Genomic DNA, 13,562 nt, shown 5'->3' with positions numbered 1-13,562 from the left:
AGCTTTACGTTAGCCTGAGTGCATATCACCGTTAACTGTAAGGTTATTTATGCTGATCGAACCTGTTATCAAGGGTGTGGTAGCCAAAAGCGCTCACCCTCTTGGCTGTCAAGAAGCCGTAAAGCAACAAATCAAGTTTGTTAAGAGTGCGCCGCAAATCAAAGATGGCCCTAAACGCGTACTGATTATCGGCGCTTCCTCAGGCTTTGGCCTTGCCGCTCGTATTGCCCTTACCTTTGGCGGCGCAAAAGCTGACACTATCGGCGTCTCATTCGAGCGCGGTCCAAACGAAAAATCCCTAGGTAGTGCTGGTTGGTACAACAACATCTACTTCAAAAAAGAAGCAGAACGAGAGCAACGCACTGCTATCAATATCGTTGGCGATGCATTTTCGCAAGAAACACGTTCACAAGTTGTTGAAGCCATTGAAACCTACTTTGAAGGTGAAGTGGACCTGATTATCTATAGCTTAGCTGCGGGCGTTCGTCCTAAACCAGATTCCGATGAGTTTTGGCGCTCTGCCATCAAGCCTATTGGTGAAAGCGTAACTGGCGCGACGATTTCTCTGGAGCACGACAATTGGGTGACAAACACACTTGATGCTGCAACGGAAGAAGAAGCCGAAAGCACACTCAAAGTGATGGGCGGCGAAGATTGGGAACAATGGATAGATGAGCTTATCAACGCTGAATCTATCGCCCCGGGTTGTAAGACAATCGCGTTTTCTTATGTTGGTCCAGAAGTCACACACCCTATCTATTTAGACGGGACATTGGGGCGAGCTAAGATCGACCTTCACCAAACCAGCCACGCACTTAACTTAGAGTTAGCTAACTTTGATGGCAACGCTTACGCGACTGTCTGTAAAGCCCTAGTCACTAAAGCGAGCGTTTTCATCCCGGGACTCAGCCCTTATCTACTTGCTTTGTACAAAGTTATGAAAGAGAAAGAGACCCACGAAGGTTGTATTGAACAGATGCAGCGCTTGTTTAGCTGCAAACTGTATGGACAAACTAAAGTGCCACTTGATGGTGAACGTCTGATTCGTATGGATGACTGGGAATTAGACCCTGAAACCCAAGCACACGTAACAGAGCTGTTAGAAAAGATGGATGAGAACAACTTCAAAATGTTAGGCGATTACCAAGGGTTTAAAGAGGAGTTTCTGCAGTTAAATGGGTTTGCTCAACCTTCGGTAGACTATAACCAGAAACTTAATACTGAATATTTTATAAAATTAAAGCCTTAATCGAAACTTATCTCATTACTGAGACCCAGATTCACATTTGAAAACCTCTGCAAAATTGCGGAGGTTTTTTCGTGCAACATTTCTTATAATTAATTAACGTAAGGTTCATAGTTTATTTGGTTCATCATAATTAACACAGGATGTGTTGATGCATTTAGCATAATTGACTCGGAGTCATATGAAGAAAATAAAAACGATAGACTTAGATATTCCAGACGATATGGAGTCAGGTTGGCAGAACATTGTTGACCTCTTGGCTCAAATCACTCAAGTGCCCGCCGCACTTATCATGCGTGTTCACGCCAACTATATTGAAGTTTTCTCAACCAGCCGTAGTGAAAATAACCCTTACAACAAAGGGGACTCTGAAACCTTAGGTAATGGGCTTTACTGTGAAACGGTGATGGAGTCTCAACAACAACTTGTTGTATCCAATGCCCTCGCCGATCCTGACTGGGAAAACAATCCAGATATCAAGCTCGGCTTAGTCTCTTACTGTGGTATTCCGCTGCTTTGGCCGAATGGCGAATTATTTGGCACCATCTGCATTTTAGATTCAAAAGAAAACCACTACACTCCCACCTATATCAAGCTTTTACAGAGCTTTCGCACCTCGATAGAGTCCCAGCTTAAAACCCTGTTTCAGCATGCTAAGCTCACTCAAATGAATAGAGACTTGAAAAACCGTGTTTACACTCGGACTAAAGACCTTGCGAGTCTTAATTATTCATTAAATCAAGAGATTGATAAGCGAAAAGCAGCAGAGCAAAAGATCAATTTCCAAAAGAATCACGATCTCGGTACAGGCTTTTTAAACCGAACCGCATTTGAATCTCACTTGAACCACAAGCTACTGTCACAAAGAAGGCTAACAGACAGCTCATTTGCAGTCGTTCATATTGGTTTTACCAACGGTAGACGCATACAAGCTCGATACGGCTATAGTGCGTTAGACCAAGTACTTGTTGAATACCGAAAACGCATCGACAGTATCTCTGATATAGAAGTGTTAACAGCACGCCCTACTTCAGTTGACCTCGTGTTGGCGTTTAGCGTTAAAGATTTAGACCATCGCCTAGAAGAACTTTGCCAGACGCTAGTTAAAGTTGGCCATTCAGAATTTGATATCGAAAGTGACAAAGTGCATTTGCACGCCTTTATTGGGATTGCAGTTACGAACGACGAAGATGATGCGGAACGCATTCTGCAAAAATCTTCTGAAGCGATGTTAGCCTGTAAAGATTCAGGACAAAAGTTCGCTTACTACTCTCAATCTCATACCGAAGAACAAACCCATATTAATAAGATCGAAGGCTATTTGCTTCAAGCCGTTCGCAATGATGACCTTATGCTCTACTTTCAACCCAAGGTATGCCCGCTGACGCATCGCTGGGTTGGTGCAGAAGCTTTGCTCCGTTGGCGACATCCTGTTTTGGGTGACATTTCTAACGAAACCTTGATACATATGGCTGAGCAAAACGGTTTGATTTTCGAAGTGGGTAGCTTTGTTCTTCGCAATGCGATTGAAAAAGCCAAAGAGTGGTCTGAATACGTTGACGATTTCAAAATGGCCGTGAATGTGTCTGCGATTCAACTTAAGAACGTGCACTTTGCGGAACAAGTGGTTCACCTACTCGAAACCTACCATCTAGAACCTCGTTGCTTAGAACTTGAAGTCACGGAGAGCGGCCTGATTGCAGATGAAGTGGTTGCCAAGAATACCTTAGAATCTCTGCATGATATTGGCGTTACATTGTCATTGGATGACTTTGGCACGGGCTACGCTTCTTTCAGTTACCTCAAGAAATTCCCATTTGATACCATTAAGATTGATAAGAGCTTTGTCGACCAAATGCTCAACTCACACGAAGACTCGGAAATTGTTCGTTCTATTGTTCAAATTGCGAAAAAGCTCGACCTAAAAGTCACGATTGAAGGCATAGAATCTGAGGTTCAGGAGCAATTTATTATTAATGAAGGCTGCGATGTGGGCCAAGGCTACCTTTACGGAAGGCCAATGCCGAGCCAAGAATTCGAACACAGCTTAATCAATCAAAACTATTTGGGGACAACTCGCTACGCTTAAAGCGGAAAAGAGCAGTTAGTTTTGGATTTAGGCCTACTTTCTCTTTACTCTAAAGGTGGTGATTTTTATAATCGCCGCCTTTCTGTTTTTATCTTTCCCCTTATATAGGCATTCCTCGTTATGGATCAGTTGACTGCAAAGCTTAAAAAGCTCGAAAAACAAAACTACCGTGCATATCAACAAATTAAAGGTCAATACGACTTTGCTGATTTTGAATTACACATCGACCACATTCAAGGTGACCCATACGCGTCAGCTTCTCGTTTTCGTGCAACGCGCGCGTGGTCTTTGACCGGGTTAGATTGGCTGAAAGAAAAATCTTATGAATACCAAGTAGCCGCTCGTGACTTTATTGCACGTAGCTTCTCTGAGTTCGCGAAACAAGAATCGACCGTGTCTATCGCCCTGACGGGCCAAACAGTATTAGACAATACGGCCGTTGTTTTCACAGAACACGGTATCGAAATTCGTTTCCGTATCAACCTACCTGCTGATGGCCGTAGCATTCTTGCTAAGAAAGCGAACAACATCATCACTTTCTACTTACCGAAGTTTATTCGTCGCGCAACGCTTGAGCGTGAGTTGAACATCGATGCAATGATTAAGCACTGTGAAACGATTGAAGACCAAGAAGCACTGCGTGCTCAATTGGACGAAAATAACCTAGCGGCGTTCGTTGCAAACGGCAGTGTACTACCGCGTATCGCGGGTAACTGTGACCTGCCGATGAAAGACGCGGTGCCTTTCGCAGCTCCAGAGTCGTTGAGCGTTACATTAAACACACCAAACCAAGGTGACGTGACTGGCCTAGGTATTCCAAAAGGCATTACGCTAATCGTTGGTGGTGGTTTTCATGGTAAATCGACTCTGTTGAACGCCGTTGAACGTTCTATCTACAACCATATTCCTGGTGACGGTCGTGAAGGCATCGTAACTGCGATTGATACGATGAAGATCCGTGCTGAAGATGGTCGATGTGTGCACAGCTTGAACCTGTCAAACTACATCAACCATTTACCTATGCAGAAGGACACGTCTGATTTCAGTACACAAGATGCATCTGGCTCTACGTCTCAAGCGGCTTGGTTACAAGAATCAATTGAAGCCGGTGTTCAAACTCTACTTATCGATGAAGATACGTCAGCGACTAACTTCATGATTCGTGATGAGCGTATGCAAGCGCTAGTGTCAAAAGGCGATGAGCCAATCACGCCACTTGTCGACCGCATTGGCCAACTTCGTGAAGAGATGGACATCTCTACCATTGTTGTAATGGGTGGCTCTGGTGATTACCTGGATGTGGCGAACACTGTGATTCAAATGCACGACTACCAAGCGGTAGATGTGACGGAAAAAGCAAAAGACGTTATTGCTCAGCACCCTACTCAGCGTACTAATGAATGCGAGACGGCTTTAGAAACGTTTGTGCCGCGTTCATTGAACCGTGCTTCACTCATGAACATTCTTACTGACGGTAAGTTCCGTGTTAATGCGAAAGGCAAAGAGTCACTGCGTTTTGGTAAAGAGTTCGCAGACCTTTCTGCGCTTGAGCAATTAGAATCGCCGTCTGAAGTAAACGCGATCGGTTGGGCTTGGTTCCAATTTGCACAAACTCCAGGTTGGTCAAACAACCCAGCGAAAGAGTTCAACGCTATTTTGGAAAACGAATGGCACGCTAACATGCCTAACTACGGTGATTTAGCGAAACCAAGAACATTAGATGTGATGGCCGCTCTTAACCGTATGCGTAAATCTCAGTTCAAGCCTTCGAATTGATTTCGTTAATTATAGGATTGATAGTGCTTCTAAGCTTTTGAAGTTCCAAGCTTCCAACTTACTAAGCTTCTAAATCACTAGCTACTAAGTCAGCAAATTAACGGTCTACGGCTCTCATTCTGAGGGCCGTAAATCTTTCTAACCTCTATTTGCCCAACTTGTAGTGTTATCAAAACTCTTCAACTCTAAAGATTCACAAAACCAATCTTTACATCAATTACTTATCAACTTTTGTAATAAGAAAATTAAAGGCGCTGTTTACCGCCATCTAATGCTGTCGTTCCCTAAAATCATGACACAGCTTTTACAAAACCCTAGTGATATTCAGATAAAGTCCCGACTCGACAAGTGTAACCAAATGTAACAAACCCTTGAGGCTTCAATGAATCATAAACGCGTTAAGATGCGTGACCATAAAATCGAAGTGAACCTATTCAAAAACCGCGTAATCGTCGCATTTTGTGGGATCTTGATGTTCACTCTTGTCTTAGTCGGCAACCTATACCGACTTCAAGTTGAAAATTTTAAAAGCTATCAAACTCGTGCCGATGGCAACAGGATCAAAGTGTTGCCTATCGCCCCTACTCGTGGGCTGATTTACGACCGTAACGGCGTATTGCTTGCAGAGAACAAACTTGTCTTTGATCTGACTATGATTCCAGAGCAAACCGATGATGTCGATGCAATGCTCGCCAAGCTAGACAAATACGTCCCACGTGATGCCGAGCAGATCGCCCGTTTCAAAAAACGTTATCACAACACCCGCCGTTTTAAATCAGTGACCATTCTAGAGAACTTAACGGAAGAAGAGATTGCGAAGTTCTCTGTTCATCAGTACCAGTTCCCCGGGTTATCTATCGATACCAGCTTAAAGCGTTTTTACCCGAATGGTGAGGTTCTTACCCACGTTCTTGGTTACGTGGCGCATATCAACGATAGCGATCTAAGAAAACTTGAAGAACAAGGGATAGATGCGAATTATCAAGCTACAACAATTATAGGTAAACTCGGCGTTGAGCGTTATTACGAAGATATCCTACATGGAACCAAGGGCTATCAGGAAGTAGAAGTAAATAGCCGCGGACGAGTTGTTCGAACGATTGAATACGTGCCGCCAGTAGCCGGCAAAGATATCGTGCTAAATATCGACCTTGAACTGCAAAAATACGTTTTTGAGCAACTTGACCATAGAACTGGCAGCGCAGTTATTCTCGATCCAAAAGACAACAGCGTGTTAGCGATGGCATCAAGCCCGAGTTACGACCCTAACCTTTTTGTCGACGGCATTTCGAGTAAGAACTATCAACGCTTATTGAATGACCCTGCTCACCCGTTGGTAAACCGTACGACTCTAGGTGTTTATCCTCCTGCATCAACTGTTAAACCATTTATGGCTGTGGCAGGACTGCAAGAGCATGTTATCTCTGAAGATACAATTCGTAACGACCATGGGGTATGGAGAATTCCCGGTTCAAAACGAAACTCCAAATCGTGGCGTGACTGGAAACGTTGGGGGCACGGGCCTGTTGATGTCACCCAAGCGATTGAAGAGTCTGTGGATTCATTCTTTTATCAAACCGCTTTTGATTTGGGTATTGACCGAATCTCAAGTTGGATGAACCGATTTGGATTTGGTGAACCGACAGGTATCGACATCTATGAAGAAAGTACCGCCAACATGCCGACTCGAGAATGGAAAATGATGCGTTATCGCACCCCTTGGTATCAGGGCGACACAGTACCGATTGGTATTGGCCAAGGTTATTGGACTTCGACACCGATGCAACTTGCTAAAGCAACTTCAGTATTGGTTAATCATGGTAAGGTGATGCCACCGCATATCTTACGAGCTACCTTAGACCACGGTGAAGATTTCAGTACCCAAAAACTTGTCGAACCGGAGCCAATGCCCTCAATCACTGAAGTACCGGATAGAATTTGGGATGTGCCCATCAACGCGATGCGACTCGTGAACCACGGAAGTCGAGGCAGCGGCAGGCGTGCATTTAAGGGAACTAAATACACGAGCGGCGGTAAATCAGGAACTGCACAAGTGTTTGATCTTGCGAAAGATCAGGTCTACAACTCGAAGAAACTCGCTAGGCATCTACTTGACCACGCGCTTTACACAGCTTTCGCACCTTATGAACACCCTGAATATGTCGCGACTGTGGTCATTGAACACGGTAACGGCGGCTCGAAAGTCGGCGCACCTTATATCCGTAAAGTACTCGACTATGCCTTTGAGCATAAAAGTGGTGAGAGTAAAGATCACTCCTAGCACCAACAACTTAAGTCGCTACAACACATAACGTAGTTACCCAAAACATAACGTAATTACGACAAAGCCCCACTTGTGTCACTCACAATATGGGGCTTTATATTTTAGGGTTCCACCCAGCTAGGCAGTTAAAAGTGACTGTCGATTATGAGCTTCGTAATACATGCCATGCTTCACAGAGCGTCTGAAATTTTGCGGTGTTACCCTCGTCTCGGTCTGGATGCCATCTCAACGCCAGTTGTCGCCAACGTTTTCTAATCTCATGGTGAGTGGCGTCTATGGGTAGCTCAAATAAGTTCAACGCTCGGCTTCGATCCATATCGAGCTCATCACCACCAACAAACTTCCGGTACCGAGTCCAAAATTCGTTCAACAGTCTTTTAACTTCACCTTCATCAGCTTCATAGTTAACCCAATTAATATAGTAGTCTCGAAGTGGATCTTGACGATCGATGTTGTGGTTGCTTCCGTGATAACGACCGTTCATCAATTCAATGTCCATCGCTTGGACTTGTAGCCAACCATCAGGATGTAAAGTTTCTTGAAGCTGATAAAGCGCATTCATGATCAGGAAGTTCTTCTTAAACAACTCTTTCTCAGGCACAGGATCTAACACAGGCACGAACCCAAGATCGTTCAGATGAGCCGCCAATGTGTGAACTTTCCATCCACTTGGCTTTTGCTTAAGCACTTCCATTATCGGCCAAAGCAATGGGTTTTCCATATGGCAGTGAAAGTTTGCTCGCACATCTTGATGATTCGACATAGTTGACTCAGTTAGCTTTTCTGAATTAATGGATTTTCAAAACAGTGGTTCTATAAGTAATCTGTTTCTCATCCGTTGCGTATCTTCTTTAATTGAAAGCGATTTTCTACGATTTGTCGAGCTTAAGGACAAACAACTTTCTATCGCTTGGCTTAAAGACACTTTTTACCGTCAAGACTGAATACCGTTTAGTCGAACGCAACCGTAAGCAATACAGGAGCTATTTTTTGCTACAGATGCAAAAAAGGTCAGCAATTTAGCTGACCTTTCACATCTATCCAGTATTAGGGACTAAGCATTTAACTCATTAGATAACGCCAAGCTCTCTTAGACGTTCCATTAGGTATTCGTTTGCTGTGTACTTTTCGGATAGCACTACTTCTGGTTTCGGGTGAAGGAATAGAGGCAAAGAGATACGAGACTTCTCTTGGCGTTCACCTGATGGGTTGATTACACGGTGAGTTGTCGATGGGAAGTAACCACCTGATGCTTCTTGAAGCATGTCACCGATGTTGATGATCATGTTACCGAAGTCACATGGAACATCTAACCACTCGTCATTTTGTGCTTTAACTTGAAGGCCCGGCTCGTTTGCTGCAGGAAGAACAGTCAGTAAGTTGATGTCTTCGTGTGCCGCAGCGCGGATTGCACCTGGCTCTTCATCACCTTGCATTGGTGGGTAGTGAAGAACACGAAGCAAAGTCTGTTCACTGCCGTTAATCATTTCTGATAACGCAATAGAGAATTTCTCTTGTACTTCTTGAGGAGCATGAGCTTCAACCCAACCTAGCAGCTCTTGAGCAAAAGCATTCGCACGTTGGTAGTAATCTAGAATCTGTTCTTTGAGCTGTTCAGGGATTTGGCCCCAAGGGTATACGTGAAAGTACTCTTTGATGTCTTTTACAGTGTGGCCCTTAGCAACTTCAGATACTGAAGGTGGAAAATATCCATCTTGTGTTTCAACATTAAAGTGGAAGTTCTCTTTCTCTTCAGAGATGAAGAATTGGTACCAGTTTTCGTAAATTGACTCAACAAGCTCTTTCGGAATTGGGTGGTTCTTAAGAACACCAAAACCAGTTTCACGTAGAGAGCGAACAAATTGTTCTGCTGCGTCGTCAGCAAGGTAATCGACAGTTTCCAGTTTCATGACTTTCTTTCTTGTTATGTAGTAATAGAGCGATTTTAAGGATCGCTTTGTTGTAAATCAAACTTTTGTGAAACTCTAGCAACCGTTTGTCTAGATACTGGGCGATAACGCCACTTTTCAACAAATCTGGTGATTAAACCTCAATTGAACGCTGTTCATTATTGTGTAACACTATTAAAAACTTCGACGAGAGATCTTGATATGACAATCACGCCACTTGCTCAAAATCGACCATTACTGTCATTGACGACGCTGTATCTGACTGTGTTTCTATTTTCAGCGTTCGCTCCCTCTTCAAGAGCTGTGTGGATTGCCGAAATTGTCCCAGCGCTCGCGATATTGGTGGGTATTTGGTGGTTATCAACAAAGGTCACCTTCACTAAGACAGCCTACGTTTTAATGTTTATCTGGCTGATTTTGCATACGATAGGCGCGAAATATACCTTCGCTGAAGTGCCATTTGATTGGTTTAATAACATGATAGGTTCTGAACGCAATAACTTTGACCGTGTCGCCCATTTCTCTATTGGCCTTTATGCTTACCCACTCGCAGAGTACTTGATTCGTAAAAAACTGGCTCAACCGGTACTGGCGTGTTTCTTTGCGCTATTTGCGATCATGGGTGTTGCTGCAGGTTATGAAATTATCGAGTGGTGGTACGCGGAGGTTGCAGGTGGTGATGAAGGTATCGCATTCCTTGGTTCACAAGGTGATATTTGGGATGCGCAGAAAGACATGCTGTGTGATACAACTGGCGCAATTTTCTCACTAATACTTCTTAAGCTTCAAGGACGTGTCAAAGTTCATTGATACTAGCTTTTGATTCTGAACTTCAATAACAGTTCTGAAATGCCACACAATGAGTGCGGTGGCATTTTTATTTCATTGTTACCTTGCCACCAACAAACTTGTAGGCTGGCGTACCTCGAACCAAGGTATCTCGCGCAAATTCAATCCCGCATTCAGGGCACACACATGGCTCTGTCGTGAAATCTTCAGCGATACGCTCCTTAAAACATTTCACGAGTGCACCTTTGCCACCTTTCCGATACTTAAAAAGTTGCGTTTTACATTTGGCGCAGAAAATCTGAACCGTCTTGGTCGGTTGTTTTTTGTTTGGTTTAGCCATAGAAGTTAATGATTGAACTCTTTATTTCTTATGTTTAGGGGCGACAAGAACCAAGCTTATCCCTAGAAGTATAACGGTTGATGAGACTATAAATTGCATGGTGACAGGTTCAGATAACAGTAATACGCCACCAAGTGTCGCGATAACTGGAACAGAAAGCTGTGCAATAGACGCAACCACCGTATTCAGTTTTTTCACCACGTAATACCACAAACTATAACCGATACCAGAAGCCACTGCGCCCGATATAACCGCGTAAATCAAACCTTGCTCAGTGATAGATACTTGCGGTAACGCATTAGGTATCAAAGAAAATAAGCTTAATGCCAAAAGGATAACTAGCGAGCTGAATCCAAAGTTAGCGGTGGTCGATTGCAGTGCGTTTAACGATTTCTTTCCGGCCAACGTGTAAATGCCCCACCCAACTCCAGCCAAAGACATCAAGAGGATAGAAACTAAGTCGGGTGCCTGTGTCGATTCCGTTGGCATTAACAAGTAAGCAAGCCCTGCCACAGATAACAAACACCCGCCCCACTCAATGAGTGACATTCTGTTGCCAGAGAACAAATGCGCGGCAATCATTGTAAATTGCACTGCGACAAACAACACCAGAGCACCAAGACCTGCGCCAAGCTCTAAATAAGCAAACGAGAAGCCAAACATATACACGAGCAGTGACAATATGGATGTTAATTGGAACTGTGATTTGAGCTTTGTGTATCCCGATATACCGCTGTTATATGAATCCTGTTTAGGTTTGGAGTTAGATTTAGACTGCGAAGATAACGTTAATAAAATCAGAAGTGTTAGCGCTCCAGACAAGATACGTACAATCGAAAAGCTCAAGGGATCAATCGTTTGATCCATTAAGGCCCAGCGACAAAGCACGGAGTTAGCAGCAAATGCCACCAGCGTAATCAGGGTTACTAAAACGGTTTGCATTGGTCTTTCCTTGTCCTTGCTGAGGTTAGCCGTGTATTAATCAACGTCAGGTTTAACCCATACTTGGCTAAAATCAAACCAACCAAGCGCATTGCACTTCGCGTTTTGTAAGGTACCACATTGGTCTTTGTTTACGCCTAACCAACAATGGAACATCGGAATCAATTGGTTGCTTTGTACCAGTTGCTTACCGAGTTGCCTTGCTGGAAACTGTTCAAATTCACCAGAGCGCCAACGATCAATCATATGGCACCATTGATCAAAATCATCTGCGGGACTGGATTCATCGAGGAAACTATAATCCATAAGCCAACATGCCAGTGCGTCGTCTCTGTTATTCGCAATTCCCATGGGGTTAATCCAAATGTCCACATCATCAGCATGCGGTGGATCGGTTTCGTAACCCAAAAGCTCAACATCAACATTATATTGTTTAAGCACAGTAACAATGGCCTTCGCGAGCGTAGGAAACATTGGGTGCTGGCATTGGTAAGCTAACTTTATTGCAGGCTTACTATCGGCTGGTGGACATTCCGGAACCTTTAACTTGATATCGTACCAACCAGGCTTGATGCCATAAGCATGCAAAACGCCCAAATCAATGACGGTTTCTTTTGGTATATGTACAAAAAGATCGGCAGCATTTAACGCATTTGACAAAAACTCCGCCCAAGCGGGATCTTGCGCTATACCTTTCTTTCTGTTGAGTAATAGATACGTACACCCCGGATCGAGCTCTACTTCATCGCTATCGCCGCGGTCGGCCATTACAGGCTTAGAAAGACTTGGATAAACCATTGATGAATAAGCCTCATCCACTACCCAAACTTCAACGCGATCAATTAACGGTCTGAAACCAAAATATCCGTTGAAAGCCGTTAACACGAGTTGTTTCTCGTCGTTCTTTTCGATGCGGTAAGGCCCTGTTCCAATCGGTCGAATATCGTAGTCTTCACCACGTAAAGTGACCGGTAAAGTGACTTTAGCGACCGATTCCGTTAGTGCGAGCGGAAAATACTTGTCTGGACGTGTGAGGAAAACATCTACAACACAATTTGCAGGTGAAGAGACATCTTTGATATGCGAAAACATGTTGAGAGGTTCAAGGGCAAGAAGTGTATCCACAACATGATTGGTTAACAGAGGTTCCCCGTTATGAAAACGAACACCTGGCCTCAAGAAGAACCGCCATTGATAGTCACTGATCTGCTGCCACGAGTGAGCAAGATCAGGCTGGAGCTGATCGTTTTCATCCAAACGCGTTAAACCACTGAAGACTTGGCAGGCGATGTGTTGCTCTGAACGACGCATAGACTTTGTCGGATTAAGCATGGATAGCGGACGATAATAAGGCAAACGAATGACCTGTTCGCCCTCTTGATATTGCACACCCAAGTAGTTTTGAATGACTTGGGTGAGTTTCGCAGCATTGTGATCAAGCACTGACAGCGCCTGTCCAATTTTGCCTTCCTGTAAGTAGCGTCTCGCTAAGTTCTCGCTCACATCACAACGATTTTGCTTAAAGATAAGTTGAGATAACTTCCCTCGACCCGCTGCCGGTAACCATTCGACCCATCCTTCTTCCTCAAGCTTGTTGAGTACCATTCGGGCATTACGACGGGTACAACAGAGCACATCCGTGATGTCGTCTAACTGAACATCAGAATCTTTACCATCGAAGTATTCAAACAGGGTTTCAAATTGAACGCGAAGTCTTGGGCTGCTCATAAAGAGGAAAACTTATTCAAAGGACATTGAATTCAGTTTCCCTATTTTACGGCCTAAAAGCAATATTACTGGCACAATTTTATTATGGATTATTGAGTATGACATCCTAAGACGTTATTCAATCTGAAGGGCTAAGTGCTTTTACAGCATAGGATTACATCACATCGCAGCCAATTTCATTAGCGATCTCACGAAGCTGCTGTTCGTCGTCCAATTTTATCGACCATTTACACTCGGAGCCATTGGCTGAAATGACATTTGCCCCTTTTCCGATCAGTTGAATGGCATCAACTTGAGCTTGTAGCGTGACTCTATGTTCACCATCTAAACGAACAACCAGCTCATGTGCCGTTGCGATGACTTTTCCACTTTTAAACGTTATGACCATGGGATTCTCGGGCTACTTCTTTAAATACTAATAACTTCTTCTAAATACAAAAAACTGATGACTTTAAGTC

General features: G+C 43.9%; 11 protein-coding genes. 5 read left to right on the top strand and 6 right to left on the bottom strand.

Features of this window, described 5'->3' with window-relative positions:
• Positions 1-49 precede the first annotated feature (49 nt).
• From fabV to mrdA, 4 genes are all read left to right on the top strand, one after another.
• On the top strand, positions 50-1,249 hold the full coding sequence (gene fabV, locus CWO13_RS08690) for an enoyl-ACP reductase FabV (protein WP_107899149.1): 1,200 nt from the start codon (positions 50-52) through the stop codon (positions 1,247-1,249).
• A 178-nt stretch (positions 1,250-1,427) separates the two neighbouring features.
• A complete protein-coding gene (locus CWO13_RS08685; RefSeq protein ID WP_108082801.1) occupies positions 1,428-3,335 on the top strand; it encodes a sensor domain-containing phosphodiesterase in 1,908 nt (635 codons plus the stop codon).
• 120 nt (positions 3,336-3,455) lie between these two features.
• Positions 3,456-5,111, top strand: coding sequence for an ABC-ATPase domain-containing protein (locus CWO13_RS08680; RefSeq protein WP_048660185.1), 1,656 nt, complete (start codon positions 3,456-3,458; stop codon positions 5,109-5,111).
• Between the two features lie 382 nt (positions 5,112-5,493).
• On the top strand, positions 5,494-7,392 hold the full coding sequence (mrdA, locus tag CWO13_RS08675; protein WP_019826612.1) for a penicillin-binding protein 2: 1,899 nt from the start codon (positions 5,494-5,496) through the stop codon (positions 7,390-7,392).
• A gap of 145 nt (positions 7,393-7,537) precedes the next feature.
• Here mrdA and CWO13_RS08670 read toward each other — a convergent pair whose 3' ends face one another.
• A complete protein-coding gene (locus CWO13_RS08670) occupies positions 7,538-8,158 on the bottom strand; it encodes a DNA-J related domain-containing protein (RefSeq protein WP_108082800.1) in 621 nt (206 codons plus the stop codon).
• A 307-nt stretch (positions 8,159-8,465) separates the two neighbouring features.
• Positions 8,466-9,305 carry an isopenicillin N synthase family dioxygenase gene (locus tag CWO13_RS08665; RefSeq protein ID WP_009845327.1) on the bottom strand — a complete coding sequence of 280 codons (840 nt, stop codon included), beginning with the start codon at positions 9,303-9,305 and terminating at the stop codon, positions 8,466-8,468.
• Between the two features lie 201 nt (positions 9,306-9,506).
• Here CWO13_RS08665 and CWO13_RS08660 point away from each other — a divergent pair, with 201 nt between their 5' ends.
• Positions 9,507-10,115, top strand: coding sequence for a DUF2238 domain-containing protein (locus CWO13_RS08660; protein WP_108082799.1), 609 nt, complete (start codon positions 9,507-9,509; stop codon positions 10,113-10,115).
• A 67-nt stretch (positions 10,116-10,182) separates the two neighbouring features.
• Here CWO13_RS08660 and CWO13_RS08655 read toward each other — a convergent pair whose 3' ends face one another.
• The 4 genes from CWO13_RS08655 to CWO13_RS08640 all read right to left on the bottom strand — a co-directional run bounded on the left by CWO13_RS08655 (position 10,183) and on the right by CWO13_RS08640 (position 13,492).
• On the bottom strand, positions 10,183-10,434 hold the full coding sequence (locus tag CWO13_RS08655; RefSeq protein ID WP_108082798.1) for a hypothetical protein: 252 nt from the start codon (positions 10,432-10,434) through the stop codon (positions 10,183-10,185).
• Between the two features lie 21 nt (positions 10,435-10,455).
• Positions 10,456-11,376, bottom strand: coding sequence for a DMT family transporter (locus CWO13_RS08650; RefSeq protein ID WP_108082797.1), 921 nt, complete (start codon positions 11,374-11,376; stop codon positions 10,456-10,458).
• 36 nt (positions 11,377-11,412) lie between these two features.
• Positions 11,413-13,104 (bottom strand): SgrR family transcriptional regulator, encoded by a 1,692-nt coding sequence (locus CWO13_RS08645; RefSeq protein ID WP_055319517.1) that lies wholly within the window; start codon positions 13,102-13,104, stop codon positions 11,413-11,415.
• 154 nt (positions 13,105-13,258) lie between these two features.
• A complete protein-coding gene (locus CWO13_RS08640; RefSeq protein ID WP_017064605.1) occupies positions 13,259-13,492 on the bottom strand; it encodes a DUF3389 domain-containing protein in 234 nt (77 codons plus the stop codon).
• Positions 13,493-13,562: the final 70 nt, after the last annotated feature.

The organism is Vibrio sp. ZF 223 (assembly GCF_003050585.1).
Classification (GTDB): Bacteria; Pseudomonadota; Gammaproteobacteria; order Enterobacterales; family Vibrionaceae; genus Vibrio; species Vibrio crassostreae.
This window is presented reverse-complemented; position numbering and strand designations above follow the sequence as displayed.